This window comes from Labrenzia sp. 011 (genome assembly GCF_003075075.1).
Lineage (GTDB): Bacteria > Pseudomonadota > Alphaproteobacteria > Rhizobiales > Stappiaceae > Roseibium.
Map to the genome: position 1 here is coordinate 388,302 of NZ_QCYM01000002.1, position 19,303 is coordinate 407,604.

General features: G+C 63.0%; 17 protein-coding genes. 6 read left to right on the forward strand and 11 right to left on the reverse strand.

What is annotated here, in order from left to right:
• The first annotated feature begins 10 nt into the window (after window positions 1-10).
• Window positions 11-337 (forward strand): DUF1127 domain-containing protein, encoded by a 327-nt coding sequence (locus tag DCO57_RS04565; protein ID WP_116697645.1) that lies wholly within the window; start codon window positions 11-13, stop codon window positions 335-337.
• Between the two features lie 106 nt (window positions 338-443).
• Here DCO57_RS04565 and DCO57_RS04570 read toward each other — a convergent pair whose 3' ends face one another.
• From DCO57_RS04570 to DCO57_RS04580, 3 genes are all read right to left on the reverse strand, one after another.
• Window positions 444-1,220, reverse strand: coding sequence for a hypothetical protein (locus tag DCO57_RS04570; RefSeq protein ID WP_116697646.1), 777 nt, complete (start codon window positions 1,218-1,220; stop codon window positions 444-446).
• Between the two features lie 161 nt (window positions 1,221-1,381).
• Window positions 1,382-2,755, reverse strand: a complete 1,374-nt coding sequence (locus DCO57_RS04575; protein WP_116697647.1) for a glutamate--cysteine ligase — start codon at window positions 2,753-2,755, stop codon at window positions 1,382-1,384.
• A gap of 250 nt (window positions 2,756-3,005) precedes the next feature.
• Window positions 3,006-3,764 (reverse strand): 16S rRNA (uracil(1498)-N(3))-methyltransferase, encoded by a 759-nt coding sequence (locus DCO57_RS04580; RefSeq protein WP_116697648.1) that lies wholly within the window; start codon window positions 3,762-3,764, stop codon window positions 3,006-3,008.
• A 257-nt stretch (window positions 3,765-4,021) separates the two neighbouring features.
• Here DCO57_RS04580 and xseA point away from each other — a divergent pair, with 257 nt between their 5' ends.
• Window positions 4,022-5,620 carry an exodeoxyribonuclease VII large subunit gene (gene xseA, locus DCO57_RS04585; RefSeq protein WP_208977790.1) on the forward strand — a complete coding sequence of 533 codons (1,599 nt, stop codon included), beginning with the start codon at window positions 4,022-4,024 and terminating at the stop codon, window positions 5,618-5,620.
• 121 nt (window positions 5,621-5,741) lie between these two features.
• Complete coding sequence (locus DCO57_RS04590) at window positions 5,742-6,335, forward strand: DUF805 domain-containing protein (RefSeq protein ID WP_116697649.1); 594 nt, start codon at window positions 5,742-5,744, stop codon at window positions 6,333-6,335.
• A gap of 191 nt (window positions 6,336-6,526) precedes the next feature.
• On the opposite strand, the gene DCO57_RS04595 is transcribed toward DCO57_RS04590, so the two are convergent.
• From DCO57_RS04595 to DCO57_RS04605, 3 genes are all read right to left on the reverse strand, one after another.
• Window positions 6,527-7,897 carry a TRAP transporter large permease gene (locus DCO57_RS04595; RefSeq protein ID WP_116697650.1) on the reverse strand — a complete coding sequence of 457 codons (1,371 nt, stop codon included), beginning with the start codon at window positions 7,895-7,897 and terminating at the stop codon, window positions 6,527-6,529.
• Window positions 7,894-8,493 (reverse strand): TRAP transporter small permease, encoded by a 600-nt coding sequence (locus DCO57_RS04600; RefSeq protein WP_208977791.1) that lies wholly within the window; start codon window positions 8,491-8,493, stop codon window positions 7,894-7,896. The genes DCO57_RS04595 and DCO57_RS04600 overlap by 4 nt, the downstream gene beginning before the upstream one ends.
• Window positions 8,494-8,617: 124 nt before the next feature.
• A complete protein-coding gene (locus tag DCO57_RS04605) occupies window positions 8,618-9,634 on the reverse strand; it encodes a C4-dicarboxylate TRAP transporter substrate-binding protein (RefSeq protein WP_116697652.1) in 1,017 nt (338 codons plus the stop codon).
• Between the two features lie 338 nt (window positions 9,635-9,972).
• Here DCO57_RS04605 and DCO57_RS04610 point away from each other — a divergent pair, with 338 nt between their 5' ends.
• The gene (locus DCO57_RS04610) at window positions 9,973-10,806 is read left to right on the forward strand and encodes a universal stress protein (protein ID WP_116697653.1); all 834 of its coding nucleotides are present in this window, start codon (window positions 9,973-9,975) and stop codon (window positions 10,804-10,806) included.
• Between the two features lie 131 nt (window positions 10,807-10,937).
• Window positions 10,938-13,667 carry a GNAT family N-acetyltransferase gene (locus DCO57_RS04615; protein ID WP_116697654.1) on the forward strand — a complete coding sequence of 910 codons (2,730 nt, stop codon included), beginning with the start codon at window positions 10,938-10,940 and terminating at the stop codon, window positions 13,665-13,667.
• Between the two features lie 87 nt (window positions 13,668-13,754).
• On the opposite strand, the gene DCO57_RS04620 is transcribed toward DCO57_RS04615, so the two are convergent.
• From DCO57_RS04620 to DCO57_RS04630, 3 genes are all read right to left on the reverse strand, one after another.
• Window positions 13,755-15,422, reverse strand: a complete 1,668-nt coding sequence (locus tag DCO57_RS04620; protein WP_116697655.1) for a thiamine pyrophosphate-binding protein — start codon at window positions 15,420-15,422, stop codon at window positions 13,755-13,757.
• Between the two features lie 213 nt (window positions 15,423-15,635).
• Window positions 15,636-16,094 carry an Hsp20/alpha crystallin family protein gene (locus DCO57_RS04625; protein ID WP_116697656.1) on the reverse strand — a complete coding sequence of 153 codons (459 nt, stop codon included), beginning with the start codon at window positions 16,092-16,094 and terminating at the stop codon, window positions 15,636-15,638.
• A gap of 130 nt (window positions 16,095-16,224) precedes the next feature.
• Window positions 16,225-16,605 (reverse strand): hypothetical protein, encoded by a 381-nt coding sequence (locus DCO57_RS04630; protein ID WP_116697657.1) that lies wholly within the window; start codon window positions 16,603-16,605, stop codon window positions 16,225-16,227.
• Window positions 16,606-16,732: 127 nt separating this feature from the next.
• Between DCO57_RS04630 and DCO57_RS04635 the strand changes: the two genes are divergently transcribed.
• Complete coding sequence (locus tag DCO57_RS04635) at window positions 16,733-18,283, forward strand: bifunctional aminoglycoside phosphotransferase/ATP-binding protein (RefSeq protein ID WP_116697658.1); 1,551 nt, start codon at window positions 16,733-16,735, stop codon at window positions 18,281-18,283.
• On the opposite strand, the gene DCO57_RS04640 is transcribed toward DCO57_RS04635, so the two are convergent.
• Together DCO57_RS04640 and DCO57_RS04645 are read right to left on the reverse strand one after the other, a co-directional pair.
• Window positions 18,280-18,600, reverse strand: coding sequence for an AzlD domain-containing protein (locus DCO57_RS04640; protein ID WP_116697659.1), 321 nt, complete (start codon window positions 18,598-18,600; stop codon window positions 18,280-18,282). The two genes, DCO57_RS04635 and DCO57_RS04640, sit on opposite strands and share 4 nt — an antisense overlap.
• Window positions 18,593-19,294, reverse strand: a complete 702-nt coding sequence (locus DCO57_RS04645) for an AzlC family ABC transporter permease (protein WP_116697660.1) — start codon at window positions 19,292-19,294, stop codon at window positions 18,593-18,595. Before DCO57_RS04645 ends, DCO57_RS04640 begins: the two co-directional genes overlap by 8 nt.
• Between the last annotated feature and the right edge of the window lie 9 nt (window positions 19,295-19,303).

Here is a 19,303-nt window from a genome sequence, read left to right on the forward strand (position 1 = left end):
GATCTATGCCATGACACAGACCACAAGCACTCCGTCCTTCGCGCTCTTCGGGCAGATGGTTGCCCGTGCATGGCGTGTTTTCAACAACCGGCGCCAGTTTGCGGAACTCAAGGACTGGTCGGACGAGCAGTTGGAGGACGTCGGCCTGACCCGGAGCGACGTTCGCCGAGCCATGGCCGAGCCTTTCTATCGCGACCCGACTTCCTCCCTTTTGAACGCGTCCCCGGCGCCTCTGCGCAGGCGGCAGTTGCAGCCGGCGAATGCGCCCCGGGCCCGGGCGGATCTCACCCTCGTGGAGACCGACGCCCCCAGGGACAACGGCCAGCTGGCCGCCTGATCCCGTCCGGAACACCTGATATGCAGCCCCTGTCGGCAATTAGCCTTGCTGACGCAACTGACCCGCCTTCCGGCGGGTCTTTTTTTGCGCGCGAGTGGCGGCCGGATCAGGTTTCCCCGAAATCCCTGGCCGCCTTCTTGAAGAAACTGTCGAAGGCGTTGAACTGACTGGACTGGAAGTCACGTCCGGCGGCCATCCAGTCGGAGACCATTCCGTCGAATTCCGAAGGTTCGTCCGAATCGCCTTCAGCAGCATCGCTCTCCTGCGGAAGGTCCTCTTCCTCCGGCTCCGCCTCTTCCTCGGACTCATCCGGGGACTCGACGACCCTGGCGGGCTGCAGAAAGACGCCCCAGAAGGCCTGCATGGCCTCGGCGTAGCCCTGCAGATAGTCGGCCGGTGTCGGCTGCGGCTTGGGCCGCCCGCGGGCGAAGCCGCGCAGATAGGCGTCGAGAAGGTTGCGCGCCTCGCCGTGGACGAAGGGCCGGGCCACCTGCCCCATGGCGAGAGTCGCGGCCACGGGCATCATTTCCTGAATGGCGTCACCCTGCAGGCCGGTCAGGCCGGCGATCTGTCCGGCAAGCGCCTTCTGGACGGCCTCCGGGCCGAAAAACGGCGTTAGCGCCGCCTGCGAAGGTCCCTGGAACAGGCCGCCGTAACCGGCGAAGGGATTATGCGCTCCCGGCGCCGAGGCCGGCGACTGGCCGAGGAAATCACCAAAGCCGGGAATCGTGCCGCCGAAATACCGAAAGCCGTTGAGCGCGGCCGGCATGAGCTGTTCCATGACCCGGTTGAGATCCTGATTCGACCAGCCGAACCGCTCGCGCACATCTTCCGACAACGAGAAGATATCAAAAGGGGGAGCTGCCGTTTCGCTGCCAGTCATCGCACTGCTCCGCTCGGGGTGTCGCAAGGCCTTGAGAAACAAGACCAACATTGAGCAGAGTGGCCCTTTGCGAGCGCGAGGTCAATTCTCGCATGAAAGAGGGTATCTCCCCCGCCCGCGGGAAGCGTGACGGCGAGGGGGCTGACGTGCCGGTTTCGACCTCAATAGGCGTAGTCGGCGAACACCCTGGTGACGTCGCCGTTCCAGGAACCGTTATATCGCTGCAGCAAGACATCGGCCGGACACATGCCGGAGGCGAGCCCTTCCTCGATGGGCGCGAGATGTACCCGCTCGTCCAGATCGCCGTCGCTCATCCGGTTGCGGCGCTTGAGGCCCTCCTGGGAGAGCGCCAGCACCTCCCGCGCGACATCGAGAACCGTTCCGTTGCGGAACGGGGTCTGCAGCGCCGTTCCGGGAACGTCGCTCCGCAGTGCGGCGCGCTCCTCGCGGGTCCAGTCCCTGACCAGCTCATAGGCCTGATCGAGGATCCCCTTGTCGTAAAGCAGCCCCACCCAGAGCGCCGGCAGCGCACAGATCCGCCGCCAGGGGCCGCCGTCGGCGCCGCGCATCTCGATGTATTTCTTCAGCCGGACATCCGGGAACAGGGTCGACAGATGGTTGTTCCAGTCACCAAGAGTGGGCGTGGCATCCGGCACCCTGCCCTTGAGGGCGCCGTTCATGAACTGGCGGAATGTGGTGTCGGTGACATCGTAATAGGTCTCGCCACGCTTGACGAAATACATGGGCACATCCATCGCCCATTCCACGTAGCGCTCGAATCCGAAACCTTCCTCGAAGACGAAAGGCATGTCGCCGGTCCGGTCCGCATCGGTGTCGGTCCAGATATGGGCGCGGAAGGACTTGAACCCGTTGGGCTTGCCGTCGGTGAAAGGCGAATTGGCGAAGATGGCGGTGGCGATCGGCTGCAGCGCAAGGCCGACACGCATCTTCGTCACCATGTCCGCTTCGCTGGAAAAGTCGAGATTCACCTGGATCGTGGAGGTCCGGTACATCATGTCGAGACCCAGCCCGCCGACTTTCGGCATGTAGTTGGTCATGATGTCATAGCGGGACTTCGGCATGCGCGGCATGTCGGAACGTGCCCAGGTGGGCGCCATGCCGATGCCCAGAAAGCCGATACCCATCGGTTCGGCCACCTGGCGCACCTGTGCCAGGTGCTGGTTGGCTTCGCGGCAGGTCTCGTGGAGGGTCTCCAGCGGCGCGCCGGACAGTTCGAACTGGCCGCCGGGCTCGATGGAAATGGCACCGCCGCCCTGATCGTCCGAAAGGCCGATGATCCGGCCTGCGTCCTCGATCCGCTCCCAGCCGGTCAGTTTTTCCATGCCGGTCAATACGGCTTCGACGCCGTTCGGACCTTCATAGGGAATGGGGGTGAGTTCCTTCAGGCAGAAGCCGAACTTCTCGTGCTCCGTGCCGATCCGGAACCGGTCTTCCGGCTTCGAGCCCTCGTCGAGCGTCGCGGCCAGATCCGCAACAGTTTCAATCGGTGTCGTATCGACCGTATCGCGGGCCATGAAGCCGTCCTAGTTGCTGCGCGGCGCGTCAGCCGGAGTCTTGCAACACCCCGCGAACCGCATGTATCCGGCGCGTCCGAAAACGCTTTCGAGCTTGGGTGATTTAGGTTTGTTGACCACAGAATGCAAGCCGGGAAATACACCTGCTGCCGGCGTTCAAGTTATTCTGAACACGGGAAATCGGGTGTGTCGCCTGCGTGTTCGATGCCGGTGGGTTCGTCGGGCGACAGGAATATCCCGCTTCCCGCGATTATCTCCAGTCGCCCAACGTGGCCTGAATGATCGTCAGCGCGGCGACCGCGGCGGTATCGGCCCTGAGAATGCGCGGACCGAGCGGTATCGGCGTGACGAAATCCAGGGCACGCAATTCGGCGCGCTCCTCTTCGGAAAACCCGCCTTCGGGACCGATCAGGACGGCGAGCGGCGGCGTGCCTTTCTCCTTCATCTGGGCCAGGGCCAGAAGCGGATTTTGGGTGCCTTCCGCCTCATCGCAAAACAGAAGCCTGCGGCCCGGCTGGGCTTCCGGCCAGACCGCCAGAACATCGCTCAGGGGCTGCGGCGCCAGCACCTCGGGCACGCAGAGCACACCGCATTGTTCGGCAGCCTCGATCACATTGGCTTCCATGCGCTCCAGATTCACCCGGGTCGACTGCGTATGCCGGGTGATGACCGGCTTCAGGCTGCCGGCGCCCATTTCCACCGCCTTTTGCACCATATAGTCGAGACGGGCGTGCTTGAGCGGCGCGAACATATACATAAGATCGTTGGGTTCGGTCTGGTCACGCATGCGCTCCATGAGCTGCAGGGCGCAGTCCCTGCGTCCGTTGCTGACGATCCTGGCAAGCCATTCGCCGTCACTGCCGTTGAACACCAGAACGAAGTCGCCGTCTTTCAGGCGCAGGACGTTCAGGAGATAGTTGGCCTGACCGCGATCGGCCTCGATCCGCGCTCCGTCCGCAAGAATATGCCGTAAGAACAACCGCTGCATTTTGAACTCGTATTTTGCCATGGCTTTCAGGTAGTCGCTGGAATGTGTGGGTTTCAAGGCGCATCGTGGCGCACGCGGCGCTGTTCACACTATTCGATTCCCTTCCCTGTCCCCACCCGTGTTGAATTTTTGCCCCAGCGTCATCGCGACAGGCTCCGCCCCGGCCTTTGGCGGGCGTTGCACGGTCCCGAAACCGGACCACGCATTTGCGCGGATCACGCGCGCGCCCGTGCAAGACAGGGCTCAGGGCCTGCCGCCTCTTGACCCCCTTCCGCTTTATGGCCAGTTTTCTCCGGTCAGAAGGAATCACCTGCGTGAGCGAAACCAAGTCCAACGCCGCCGAATTCACCGTTTCCGAAATCTCCTTTTCCATCAAGCGCACGATGGAAGACGCGTTCGGCTACGTGCGGGTGCGCGGCGAACTGGGGCGGATCTCGCGGCCCGGGTCCGGTCATATCTATCTGGACCTCAAGGACGACCGCTCGGTGCTCTCCGGCGTGATCTGGCGCGGTGTCGCCTCCAAGCTGAAGATCCAGCCGGAACAGGGCCTGGAGGTCATAGCCACGGGCAAGATCACCACCTTCCCCGGCCAGTCAAAATACCAGATGGTGATCGACGCGCTGGAACCGGCCGGGGCCGGAGCGCTGATGGCGCTGCTGGAAGAGCGCAAGAAGAAGCTCGCCGCGGAAGGTCTGTTCGCCGAAGAACGCAAGCGGTCCCTGCCGCCGCTTCCCCGGGTCATCGGCGTGGTGACCTCCCCGACAGGCGCCGTCATCCGTGACATCCTGCACCGGATCGACGACCGGTTTCCCCTGCATGTGCTGGTGTGGCCCGTACGGGTCCAGGGCGAAACCAGCGGCGCGGAAGTCGCCAACGGCATTCGCGGCTTCAATGCGCTGCCCCCCGGCGGACCGATCCCGCGACCGGACCTGCTGATCGTCGCGCGTGGCGGCGGCAGCATCGAGGATCTCTGGGGCTTCAACGAGGAAGCAGTGGTGCGCGCCGCCGCAGAAAGCCAAATCCCGCTGATATCCGCCGTCGGCCACGAGACCGACTGGACGCTGATCGATCTGGCCGCCGATGTGCGCGCGCCGACCCCGACGGGCGCGGCGGAAATCGCCGTACCGGTCAAGGCCGAGCTGATGGCCCTTGTCGACGACCGGTCCCGGCGGCTGAATTCCGGTCTCGTGCGTTTCGTGACCAGCCGGCGGACCGAGTTGCGTGCGGCCAGCGCGGCCCTGCCCGCCCCGCAGGACCTTCTGGCCCTGCCGCGCCAGAGATTCGACAATCTGGCGAACGGCCTCGGGCGGGCGTTGATCGTCAGCACGAGGACCCACCGCACCCACCACCAGAACCTGGCGAGCCGCCTGTCGCCCGTCCTGCTGTCCCGGCTGACGTCGAAAGCCAGGCAGGATCTTGCCGCCCACAGCGAACGCCAGCAGCGGGCGCTGCATGTCGCGGTCACCCAGAAGCGCCAGGCCTTCGCCGCCCTGGCGGTCCGCCTGACACCGGCCCGTCTCGCGCAGCAGAGCGCGCTCGGCAAGGAACGCCTCAACGGCCTGACGGACAGGCTGGAGCGGGCCTATCTCGCGCGCCTCGGTCAGGAGAAAGCGCGGCTGGATGGCCTGCAGAAACTGCTGAAGTCCCTTTCCTACAAGGACGTTCTGGCGCGCGGCTATGCGGTGGTGCGCGACGCAGGCGGCCAACCGGTGCGCTCCGCAGCCACGGTCGCCTCCGGGACGGCCCTGTCGATCGAGTTTGCAGACGGCAGCATCGACGCGGTGGCCATGAGTGAAAGCGCCGCCCCGAAACCGGCGAAGACCAGGAAAAGCGGGACGGGCAAACCGGTTCGGACAGACCAGGGCACGCTTTTCTAGTGGTTTCCGGGCACAATTTGCCAATTACCTTCAGTTTTAACGAACTCCCTTACGCGATATTCAAGCGACATACCGTAACGTTACCTCCATTCGGTCAACCGGCACCCGTTACGGAGGTAGAATGTCGACCCAGCGCAAGGAATTCGGAAGGCGCGGCCTTTCCCAGAACACCGCACCGCAGCGGGGGCAGCGGCAGGCGCCGTTTTCGCCCGCCCGTGGCGTCGCAACCGGCTATGCCTCACCGGGTGGCAATGCCCTTTCCCTTGATGACGACGGCTTTTCTCTCTGGACGGCGTTCACGCACACCCTGAAGCTGTTTTTCGGCTTTCAGGGCCGGATCGGACGACTGGAATACTGGACCATCGGAATTGCCCGCTTTGTCCTGATGACGGTCCTGCTCTTCGCGTTTGTCAGCACGACACAGCCCGGGATGGAGGACATGACCCAGGCCAGTGTCCTCAACGCCCTTCTGATGTCGGGGACCGGCCTGATTTACACCGCGATCTTCATTGCCGGACTCGTCAATTACTGGTCGCTGGAAGTCCGGCGCTGCCACGACAGGAATGTCTCGGGCCTGTTGCTGCTCATCATGTTCATACCGGTTATCGGCGCTTTCTTCGCCGTGTATATCTTCATCATGAACGGCTTTTTCCCGGGAACCTCGGGAAGCAACCGGTTCGACACCGCACAGGGCATGGCGCCGATCTTCGACTGAGAAGAGGCTGGAGAGCATGCCGCGTTGAATTGAAATGCAGCAAATCGCCCGACCCCAGGCGTCCGCTTGAACGTGACACACATCCTGGAGATTGTTGTCCCCGCAACAAACAGAAAACGCCGCCGGAGAAAGGTCTCCGGCGGCGTTTTCTTTTGCAGGTCCGGCGCGCGGTCTGCCCGCGCCCGGTCAGGTCAGCCCATCAGCTCCGGCAGGATGGTGATGATCGACGGGAAAGCCAGCAGGCCACCGATCGTCAGGACGTCCGCCACGAAGAACGGCACACAGCCCCGGAAGACTTCCTGGACCGGGATATCCGGCCGCACGCCGGAGACCACGAAACAGTTCAGTCCTATGGGTGGCGTGATCAGACAGAGCTCCGCCATCTTGACCACCAGAATCCCGAACCAGATGGCACAGGCTTCGCCGGACATGCCGAAGGCGCTGTCGGCTGCCGAGACGCCTTCGCCGCCATTGAGGGCCATCACGGCCGGATAGACCACTGGCAGCGTCAGGATCAGCATGCCGATCGCATCCATGAACATGCCGAGCACCGCATAGGCAAGGAGAATGCAGATCATCACGATCCAGGGCGAGAACTCCAGGCCGACGATGAAGGCCTTGAAGGCATCGGGAAGCCCGGCGAAGCCGAGGAAGCGCACATAGAGCAGCACCCCCCAGATGAGCGTGAAGATCATCACGGTGAGTTTCGCCGTTTCATGCAGCGCCTGACCGAGCTGCCGCGTCCTCATGCCCTTCATGAAGGCCACCACCAGCACCACGAAGGCGCCGAGCGAGCCGGCCTCGGTGGGCGTAGCCAGTCCGAAGAAGAACGAGCAGAAGATGATCGCCACCACCGCGAAGATCGGCAGCGTGCCGGGAACGCTCTCGAAGCGTTCCCCCCACGTGTAGCCCTTCACCGGCGGGGCATCGCCGCGCCAGGAGGCCACGGCGACAATGATGCCGACATAGATCAGTGCGGAAAAGACGCCCGGCAGGAAACCGGCGATCAGCAGCTTGCCGACCGACTGTTCCACCAGGATGGCGTAGATCACCAGGATCGCCGAGGGCGGGATCAGGGAGGCCAGCGTTCCGCCGGCGGCGACAACGGCCGCGGACAGACGCTTCGAATATCCCGCTTCAAGCATTTCGGGGATGGCGACACGGGCAAAGACCGCTGCGGTCGCCACCGAAGCGCCGGAGACGGCGGCAAAGCCGGCGGTGGAAAAGACCGTGCCCACGGCCATGCCGCCCGGCAGCCAGCCGAGCCAGCGCTTGGCCGCCTCGAACAGCTGCTTGGTGAAGCCGGCATAAAAGGCCAGAAAGCCGATCAGGATGAAGGTCGGCAGGACCGACAGGGAGTAGGTGACCGATTTGGAATGCGGGATGGTGCCCGCCATTTTCAGGGCGACGAAGAAGCCGCGCTCAAATCCCATTTTCATGGAGAACAGGACAATCAGTCCGACGAGCCCGGTGAAGGCGGCGGCGAATGCCACGCGCACACCGATGATGACAAGGACCAGCAGGACGCCGGTCATCAGGAGGCCAACTTCAAAAGGCGTCATCCGGCATCTCCTTTAACGGCATCCTCGCCGAGGGCATCCTCGATTTCATGACGGGCGGTTTCCTCAACGTCCGCGATCAGCGGAACGGCGACGGGTTCGCGTGTGGGGTCGGCAACCAGACGGGCATAGCCGTAGACCTGCATCAGCAGGCGCAGCAGCAGCAGGGCCAGCGCGACCGGGATCACCAGCTTGGAGGGCCAGGTCGCCAGCCGGATATCCATGGTGCTGTCGCCGATCATCAGGGACCGTTCGAAATGGTACAGGGATCCCCAGATCAGCAGCGCCACTGTCAGGGCGACCAGCAGGACCCCGAGCATCTCGCAGAAGTACAGCGTGCGTCCGCTCAGCTTGCCGAGCACGATTTCCATGCGGATATGTCCGCCCACACGCTGGCAATAGGCCACGCCTGCGAAAGCGAAGATCGCCATGGCCTGCTCGGTAATGTCGATGAAACCGGGTACCGGTATGTTGAAAAGCAGCCGCCCGATCACCTGAGCCACGGCCAGCAGCATCAGGGCCAGGATGGAAAAGGCCGCAATCATATTGAAAAAATTTTCGACATGGCCGAGCCAGCCGTCGAAGCGAATGTAGGTCACCGGTCGTTCCGAAGCGGACCGTCCACCGGGATCAGTCATAGTCATGAGTGTCAGCCCCAAGAAAGGACTCCCCGGCGCAAGATGCGTCGGGGAGCGTATGGATCAAAAGCCTAAGGGTCCGGGCTTATTCGGAGAGGGTCTTCTTGACCTCGTCGAGGATCTCCTGGGCAGGAAGTCCGTTGGCGGTCTGCTCCTCAACCCAGGCGGCATGGATCGCACCGGCCTTTTCGCTGAAGGCGGCCAGATCTTCTTCCGAGAATTCGATCTGGGTCACACCACGGCTTTCCAGTTCCGGCCACCACTTTTCGTAGACCTTGTCATAGGTTTCCAGGTAGTGGGCCAGCGCCGGGCTGACGGAGCTGTCCAGCGCTGCCTTGAAGTCGTCCGGCAGGGCGTTGTAGGCGTCGATATTGACGATCACCGGGCACTGGACCGTTCCCGGATTGAGGTTCTTGGTCCACCAGTCTGCAACTTCCACCACCTTGAAGGACAGATGCGCGTGCGGTGCGAAGCTGGCCGCGGCAACGGTACCGGAATCGATCGCCTGATAGGTTTCCGACGCAGTGACCGATGTCGGCACGGCGCCAACGGCGTTCATCAGCTGGCCGATCCCGCCGAGTGCGCGCACACGCATGCCCTCGAAATCGGAAACGGTCTTGGGTGCGTCGCCCTTGCCGGCAAAATTATACTGCGGCATCGGCGAGGGCATCAGCGCCATGGCGTTCCAGCGGGCAAGGTCTTCCTTCACCGCCGGAATCTCATAGAGCTTCATCGACACCTTGATTTCCTGGTCCAGATCCTTGACGCCCAGGAACGGCAGTTCCAGTACGGTCAGGCTGGGGTTCTTGTCCGGATGGTAGGAGGCGCAGATCTGCGCCATTTCGAAGGCACCGAAGGAAATGCCGTCGAGATTTTCGCGCGACTTCGACAGTGCTTCGCCGTAGTTCAGCTTCAGCTCGAACTTCCCGTCGGTTTTCGCCGACACTTCCTCGGCCAGCTTCTCGACATGTTCGGTGAAGGCGCGACGCTTGCCCCAGAGCGAAACGTTCCAGGTGACGTCGGCGGCAAAGGTTTCCGTCGCGAAAACAAGAGACAGCGCTGCCGCAGAAACCGCGGTTGCCGTCTTGAGTGAACAGAGCATGAAATCCTCCCAGATCAGTTTAGGTCATGAACTCGATTCCCTGGTCCCTGAGCCCGGACGCATAATGCGCAGCGGACCCGTACCAAGTTGTTGATCCCTTAGCATGACTCATGCCAGTTCGACTAGACGACAGGTTCGTTGAACATTTACTATTTAGTGCAATCGCGCAAATTGCTTACCGCCTGTCTGTTCGGCAGAACCCTGCCCTTTCCGGAGGCAACCGGACCGTTTCCGAACTCTCGTGCCATTTGATACGCGTCAAGGAACATGGCTTGCGTGTCCTCTAGAATTTTGACAAGGCTGGTCGGTAACGGTGTTTCCAGCCGCAGGAGAGATAAATGCCTATCAAAGATATCTTGACCGTATTGGATCTTGCCGGCGATCAGCCGGCAGCCAAATACGCCTTGGAATTCGGCCGCATCCATGATTCCCACGTCACGGGCCTTGCAGTGTCGTTCGAGCCCGTGGTGCCTGCCTTCGCGGCCGCGCCCATGCCTGTGGACTATCTGCAGGCTGCACATGAGCAGGCCGTTGCGGCCGCCAAGAGCGCCAAGTCGCAGTTCGACGAGCTCGCGAGAATCGCGGGCACACGAAATGAAAGCCGCATGGCGGAAATCCTTACGGGCGGCCCGCTGGAAAACGTTCTCGCCCATTGCCGTCCGACGGACCTCGTGGTCATCGGTCAGGCCAATCCGGACCGGCCGGAGCCCATGCGCGAACTTCTGATAGAGACCCTCCTGTTCGAAAGCGGCGTACCGGTGCTGATCGTGCCCTACATCGGCAGCGAGGCCTATCAGCCGCGCAACGTGCTGGTCGGCTGGGACGGCAGTTCCACGGCAACCCGCGCGATCCACGCCGCCCTGCCCGTCCTGGAAAAGGCCGACAAGATCACCGTGCTGGTGATCGAGAAGAAATCGACACCGGAAAACGGCCAGCCGGGTGCCGATGTCGCCAATTATCTTGCCCGTCACAACATGGATGTCACGGTCGACGTGCTCACCAACCCGCAGACGGGTGTTGCCGACGCGGTTCTGAACCACGTGTCCGAAAACAGCAACGACCTCGTTGTCATGGGCGGCTACGGGCACAGCCGGATGCGGGAATTCCTCTTCGGCGGCGCCACCCGGGAAATTCTGGAGGCCATGACGGTCCCCATTCTGATGGCCCACTGAGCAAAATCCAGAATGCGAGAAACCCGCGGCTCCGGAGCTGTTTCGGACCCGCGGGTATTTTTGTCTCCAAGTTGTCCTGAAACTTCATTACGTTTGGCATTGTCTCCGGCTTTTTCGAAAGGACCGCCGTCGTGACCATTCGCAATATCGAAGGATTTTTCGCACCGCGCTCCATTGCCGTCGTCGGACCGTGCAGGCATCCGGGCGTCCTGACGGACAAGCTGATCGACTGTCTCAAGGACATCGAGACCGGACATGGCGTGACCCTGGTGGGGATCGACGAGGATGTCCCCTTCAAGGGAACGAAGGCCGCCAGGCTGGAAGACCTGGAAACCATGCCCGACCTGGCCATCTATCTGGCCGCGGCCGAAGCCTTGCCGGACATGATCGAAAAGCTCGGCGCGGGCGGGACCCGCTCGATCCTCATTCCCTCACCAGGTTATGAAGTCTGGCCGGCAGAGCTGATGCAGGCCTGCCGGGATGCTGCAAAGAAATTCACGATCCGCATGATCGGGCCCGGCAGTCTCGGCCTTGCGGTGCCGGCAAGCGGACTGAATGCGCTGTTGAGCGCCGAACGGCCGGACAAGGGAGATATCGCCTTCTTTTCCCGTTCCGGAGCCGTGCTCAACGCGACCCTTTCGTGGGCCAAATCCCACAATGCCGGCTTTTCCGCCGTCGTCTCGCTCGGTGCCCGCATGGATGTGAATGTCGGCGACCTGATCGATTATTTCGCGCAGGACTACCGGACCCGGTCGATCATGCTGCATGTGGAAGGCATCGCCTTTCCCCGCGGCTTCATTTCGGCGGCACGCGCGGCGGCGCGCAGCAAGCCGGTGATCGTCATCCGGTCAGGAAAGAGCCGCGACACGGGCGGGACGGGCCTGACCCATGCCGGCAACCTGGCCGGGACCGACCTGGTCTATGAAGCGGTTTTTCGCAGAACCGGTCTGCTGCGGGTGAACGACCTCGATGAAATGTTCGAGGCGCTCGAGACCCTTTCGAATGTGCGCATACCACGTTGCGAGACGCTTGCGGTGATCGCCAGCGGCCGGAGCCTGGCGAGCCTAGCCATCGACCGGCTCATGGATCTTGGCGGGCAGTTCGCGGAACTCGGCGCCGAGACACGCGCAGCCCTTGCCGGCATGAGCCGCGACTATGCCGATCTCGAGGTGACCCCGGCAGCGGGCGGAACCGTCGTGCTGCGGGAGACCGTTTCCCCTGAAGATATCACCACCGCCGTCACGACCGTCCTGAAGGATCCCGCCGTCGACGGGGTCCTGGTGCTGCAGGCGGCCAGCGCCTTCCAGTCCCTGCCCGCCATCGCCGGAGCCATCACCAGGGCGGCTGCAATCGAGCGGAAACGGACCGGCCGGCGCAAGGCTCTGGTTGCCGGGCTTGTCGGCGCCAACGAAAGCATCCGGGAGCAACTGCTGGAAGCCCGGATCCCCAATTACGGCAGTCCCGCCGAAGCAGCCCGCAGCCTCATGCATCTGGCGCGTGACGCCAAGGCCCGCAAGTTCCTGATGGCGGCGCCGCCGAGCCTGCCGGCCGACTTCACTCCGGATGTCGCCAGCGCCCGCGCCGTCGTGGAAGCAGCTCTTGCCGAAGGCCGCAGCCTGCTCAGTCCGCCGGAAGTCTGTACCGTCCTTGAAGCCTACGAGCTGCCGATCATGGCAACGGCCCTGGCGGCCACGCCGGAAGAGGCGGCAAAGCTCTCCAGGCCGTTCTTCGAGACCGCGAGACATTGCGTGGCCAAGCTGATCTCCCCGGACAAGCCTTTCAAGTCCCGCATCGATGGTGTCAGGCTCGGACTGGAAAGCCCCGATGCGGTCAGGGACGCCGCCGCCGAACTGATCGCCAAGACGCTCAAGGACTATCCCCAGGCCCGGATCGATGGGATTTCCATTCATCCCATGCTGGAGGACCGGCACGGGCTGGAACTTTACATGGGGCTGGCCGAAACGCCGGAGTTCGGGCCGGTGCTGGTTTTCGGCCAGGGCGGAACGTCCATAGAGGAAAGCCGGGACATCTCCCTGGAACTGCCGCCGCTCGACCTCAATCTGGCGGAAGCGCAGATCGACCGGACGCGGATCGCGCGCCTTCTGGACGGCGGCCCCGCCCGTCCGGCGCTGGACAAGGCGGCTCTCTCCCAGGCTCTGGTCAAGCTCTCGCAGATCACCATCGACATTCCCGAAATTCTGGAACTGGACATCAACCCGATGGTCTCGCTTCCCAGCGGGCTGATCGCACTCGATGCCCGCATGACCCTGCGCAAACCGAAGATGCGCCCCGGGCGCACCGGCGGCTCCCGTCTGGCCATTGCGCCCTATCCCCAGGAATGGGAACTCAGACAGACCCTGAAGGACGGCAGCGATATTTTCATCCGTCCGGTACGGCCGGAAGACGAGGAGCTTTTCAAGACGTTCTTCGAAGCGGTTTCACCGGAAGATCTGCGTCTGCGCTTTTTTGCCCCGGTACGCGATTTCAACCATCGCTTCCTCGCCCGGCTGACCCAGCTCGATTATGCAAGGTCCATCGCCTTCGCCGCTCTCGATCCGAAGGACGGCGCCCTGCTGGGAGCCGTGCGCCTTCATGCGGACCCGGATCACCAGACCGGCGAATATGCGATCATGGTCCGTTCCGACCTGAAGGGAATAGGGCTCGGCTGGGCGCTGATGAAACTCATCATCCGCTATGCGAAGGCCGATGGCATCGCCACGATCAAGGGGGAAGTCCTGAAGGACAACACCCAGATGATCTCCATGTGCCGGGACCTCGGTTTCACCGTCGGCACCTCGCCGGACGACCCGGGCATCGCGCTGGTCACCCTGTCGGTCGCGGACCTGCCGGAAGACGCCTGACACCGGCCTGCGGCACCGGGAGGACCGGCCGGAACGCGGCTCGGGCCAGACCAGCCCACAGGGCCCCCGATTGGACGGTGACTGGACTCAGCCCCGTTCCATTGCCGCGGCGCGGATATCGGACAGGGAAGCGGATGGCGTGAGCGCTTCCGGGTCGAGCTTCAGGTGAAGAATGGCCGGACGCCCCGAGGCGCGGGCGCGCTCGAACGCCGGACCGAAGGCATCCGTGGCCTCCACCGTTTCACCGTAAGCACCATAGCTGTGGGCGAGCGCGGCGAAGTCCGGGTTCACCAGCCGTGTTGCGGAGGGCCGCCCGGGATAGTGGCGTTCCTGGTGCATGCGGATGGTGCCGTACATGCCGTTGTCGATGGCCAGCACGATGATGTTGGCGCCTTCCTGGCAGGCGGTGCCGAATTCCTGCAGGGTCATCTGCAGACAGCCGTCACCGGCGAAACAGACGACTTCCCGTTCCGGAAACGCCAGTTTGGCCGAAACCGCGGCGGGCAAGCCGTAGCCCATCGAGCCGGAAGTCGGCGCGGCCTGGGTGCCGAAGCGGCGGAAGCGGTGGAAGCGGTGCAGCCAGGTGGCGTAGTTGCCCGCGCCATTGGTGCAGATGGCATCCTCGCCGAGATTGAGTTCCAGCCAGTCCATGACACCGGCCATCTGCAGGCTGCCGGGCGTGACCGGACGTGCGCCGGACCAGTCCAGATATTCCCGATGGGCTGCGGCGGCTTCGCCGGCACCCTTGATCTCGCCCGGCGGCTGGAGACCTTCCGCAGCCTTGCAGAAGGCTGTCGGACTGGCGTGGATCGCCAGCGCGGGGCGGTAGACCCTGCCCAGTTCCTCGGCATCTGCGTGAACATGCACGAACTGCTGCGCCGGCGCCGGAATGTCGAAAAGCGAATAGGACTGGCTCGGCATTTCGGACATCCGCCCGCCGACCAGCAGAACCAGGTCGGACGCCTTTATGCGCGCCAGCAGTTTCGGATTGATGCCGATGCCGACATCGCCGGCATAATTGGCATGCAGGTTGTCGAACAGCATCTGGCGGCGGAAGGAACAGGCGACGGGCAGGTCGAAGCGTTCAGCAAATCTCGTGAAGGCGGCAACTGCCTCTTGCGACCAGCGGCTGCCGCCGAGGATCGCCACGGGACGCTCGGCCGCCCAGAGCCGCTTCTGCAGGTCGGCCATCTGCGTCAGGCCGGGATGGGTTTCCACCTGGCTCCACGCCGGCGGCTGGGGCGCGGCCGCTAGTTCCGTCAGCATGTCTTCCGGCAAGGCCAGGACCACCGGTCCGGGACGGCCGGAGGTGGCAACGTGATAGGCGCGGGAAATGAACTCGGGAACACGGGCGGCATGGTCGATCTCGGCGACCCATTTGGCAATGCCGCCGAACATCTGCCGGTAGTCGACCTCCTGAAAGGCTTCCCGCTCGCGCATGCTGCGATCGATCTGTCCGATGAAAAGGATCATCGGCGTGGAATCCTGTGCGGCCACATGAACGCCCGCGGAAGCATTGGTCGCCCCCGGCCCGCGCGTGACCATGCAGATTCCCGGCTTGCCCGTCAGCTTGCCGTGGGCATCGGCCATCATCGCCGCACCGCCTTCCTGACGGCACACGGTGACCGGGATGGATGCGTCGTAAAGTGCATCCAGGACCGCCAGATAGCTTTCGCCGGGCACGCAGAACACCCGCTCCGCCCCGTGAAGCTCAAGCGCCTCCACCAACAATTCGCCGCCGGTCTTCTGGTCCATGTCCCGTTTCCTGCTCGAATAAACCACGGATCATTCTATAGCGTATGGAAGACCTGCCCGTCAGAGGACAAAACCACATTAATTGGCAATGACTTCATTCCGATATGGAAGAAGCTTCGGGAAATGCCGGGGTCTGAACGTTCAATAGAAGTCAGGCGCCGGTCTCCCGGCGCCTTTCGACCGGACAGATATCCGGTCAGGATCATCCCGCAATCAGGACTTGCGCTTGACTTCGATCTTGTGGGGCTGCGGACCGGCATCCTCCGGACGCGGCAGCGTGACCGTCAGCACTCCGTTTTCCATATGGGCCTCGATGCCCTCTTTCTTCGGAGCGAAAGGCAGTGTCATGACCCGGCGGAACGATCCGAAGCTGCGTTCGCTCACGTGCCGGTCCTTTTCATTGACCGTCTTTTCCTCGTGCTTCTCGCCCTTGAGGGTCAAGGTGCGGTCGGAGACCGAAACATCGATATCCTTTTCCGCCACGCCCGGCAGTTCGGCAGTCAGTTCCAGGCCTGTTTCCGTTTCCGCCACATTGATCGACGGAAAATTCCCGAACGGACTGCCCGCCGGAAGTTTCCGGCCGAAATCCTCAAAAAGTTTGTCCATCTCTTTCTGGAGAGAGAAGACCGGACTGTTCTGATCATTCCACAGAGTCGGAATCAAGGAACTCATTTCAACGTCCTCCAATTTTCTCGCAGTTTACAGACAAAGTGCCTCGGGCACTTCACGACCGATCAACCCTTCCACCTTCATCCAGGGGGCATATGTGAAGGCAGGCTGATCGAACTCCACGCGAAGACGGTCAGACTGGCTGAACCGTCACCACCTGGAATGTGTGCAATTCACCGTCCTCATCCTTGATGGAGACATATTCGCCAGGATTGAAGGCATGCGCGCCGAAGCGGTAGCCCGACTCGTCGTCGTCATCGCCGTCAATGTCATAGCGAAAGGCCCAGGACCCGCCGGGGCGGTGAATCAGATGGCCGATTTCCTCTTCCTCTCCGCCCCAGAACCGGCGCACGCGGCAGTGATCGCGGTCTTTCTTCCACTGCGTGGCGTCGATGTGGCCGGTGTCATCCAGCGGAGCGGTAAACTCGTAGCCATGGCGCGCCGAGCCTTGCGGGAATTCTTTCGTTCTGGCCAGGTTCAGCCTGATCTTTTTCAAAGCCGGATAGTCGCCCATGGTTTCCTCCTTTGCTGACAATCCGGTTTATATGTGCCACATCGCCGGAACGTCACATTGAGCAGGATCAAACCGGTGACGGCGCCCGCAGGGCACAGTCTTGCCGATGTCAGCAGAAGGACACATCATGGTTCCGCCCCCCTCCCAGGACGAGGTCCTGAAATTCCTGGAAACCCTGCCCCCGGAAGGCTCCGGCGGCGTCAAGCGGATCGATACCCATGCCAACATCGTCTTCCTGACCGGCAGCAAGGCCTACAAGGTCAAGCGGGCGGTGAAATTCCCCTTTCTCGATTACTCCACCCTGAAGCTGCGCGAGGAGGCCTGCCGGGCCGAAATCAGCTGCAACAGGAAGAATGCGCCGCAGATCTACCTCAGGGCCCTGCCGATAACCCTCCAGAGCGATGGCCGGCTGGCGCTCGACGGGGAAGGAGAACCGGTGGAATGGGCCGTTGAAATGAACCGCTTCGACCGGAGCAACGAGCTGGACGTTCTGGCGGAAAAGGCTCCGATTTCCGACGATCTGTCGGACAGGCTCGCGCAAATGATGGCGGATGCCCATGACGCGGCGCCCGTGCGCGGCGGCGCCGGTTTTCATGACGAACTCGCCTCCTATGTCGAGCAGAACGATGCGGCATTTCACGAATTTCCGGAGCTGTTTCCCTCCGAGGAGGTGCGCCACCTGAGCGAAATGTCCCGGGCGGTCCTGTCCACGCTGCGCGAACTGATCCTGAAACGGGGCGAGCGGGGTCTGGTGCGACGCTGCCACGGCGATGCACATTTGCGCAATATCGTCCTGATCGACGGCAACCCGGTCCTGTTCGACGCGGTCGAATTTTCCGATGCCATTGCCACCGGCGACGTGCTGTACGATCTCGCCTTCCTGCTGATGGACCTTTGGGAGCGCGGCCAGCATCGCTGCGCCAACCGGATTTTCAACCGCTATCTGGACAAGACCCGGCTGGACGATCGTCCGGACGGACTTGCGGCCCTGCCATTCTATCTGATGATGCGCGCGGCGATCCGCTCCAAGATCGCCGCAAGCGCAGCGCTCAACCAGCAGGATCCGGACCAGAGAGAGGCCCAGAGGGACCAGGCGCGCACCTACTTCAGATATGCTCTCCGGTTCCTGGATCCCTGCCCGCCACATCTTGTCGCCATCGGCGGCCTTTCGGGCACCGGCAAGACCACCCTGGCCTACAGTCTCGCGCCGGGAATCGGCCGCGCACCCGGTGCAAGGGTTCTGCGCACGGACGTGATGCGCAAACGGCTGCTGGGGCTCCCGGAGACGGAAAAGGCACCGGCGGAAGCCTATACGAAGAAGGCAAGCCACCGGGTCTACGAGGCTCTGGACGAGACGATCCGGGACGTGCTGGCGGCCGGTCATTGCGCCATCTACGACGCCGTGTTCGCCGCCCAGGACGAACGGACACGGATCGAGACGATCGCGCGCCATGCGGAGGCCGGCTTCAAGGGCCTGTGGCTGACGGCTCCGCCGGCAACCCTCAAGGCACGGGTCGGCGCGCGCGCTGGCGATGCCTCGGATGCCACCACGGATGTCGTCGACAAGCAGCTCGGCTACGATCTGGGCCGGATGACATGGACGGAGATCGACGCCGGCGGCAGCATGGAGGAGACAACGCAGAAGGCACGCGCCTGCCTGGACCGATACATACCCTAGAGACCCGTGGCCCTCAGTCCGGCCGCCACAGCGGCAGCGCAGAAGACTGCAATATATTCCTTGCGCAGCCGCACCTGGACCGCTGCGGCCACGATGAGGCAGAGGCCGACGGCAAGACCGCCCTGCAAAACGATGGGCAACACCGTCGACACGATGATCGCTCCCGGCAGGGCTTCCAGGCCCCGGCGCATTCTCGGCGTGATCGGCAGGCGCCCCATGACCCAGTAGCCGCCCGCTCTCAGCGCATAGGTGACGACGGACATGCATAACACGGCCAGGACAAACAACCGGTCGGCGGAAAACGCGGCATCAGTCATCGAGATAGGCTCCCGCGAACGCGCCGGCCAGAGCGCCGGTGAAGATGCTCCAGTAGCCGCCGACAAGATACCAGGTCCCGGCAGCAACAATGCCTGCCGCCAGCCAGCTCACCGTCTGGCGCTTGCCCTTCCAAAGGGGCACCAGGAGCGCGGCGAAAAAGGCAGGCAGGACCACATCCAGTCCGAAGGCTTTGGGATCGGAAATGAGGCTTCCGGCGAAATATCCCGGAATGACGGCGAGCGACCACACCGTCCAGACAATCACGCCACTGCCGAGGTAGATGCCCCAGTCCCGCTCTCCCTTGCCGTATTCGGACAGGGCCAGAAGCCAGTTGAGATCGGTCAGGAGATACAGCGCCGGATAGGTCTGATACGCAGGAACCTTGCCGAGCCACGGCCGCAGGCTTGCCCCGATCAGAAGCATGCGCATGTTGACCGCCCCCGTGACCCCGACCATGGCCACAAGCGTGCCGAGGGTCAGCGGGTCGCCGTAGACTTCCATGGCGACGAACTGGCTGGCGCCGGCAAAGACCAGCGAATTCATCATCACCGTTTCCAGGAAGGTCAGCCCCTTTTGCGCCGCGACGGTTCCGAAGACGGCGGCAAGCGCGATGATGCCGGGGAAGACCGGGACGCACATCATGGCGCCCCGCAGGCAGCCCTTCAGGCTGACAGTGACATTTTGCTCAGGCATTGCTGTCCA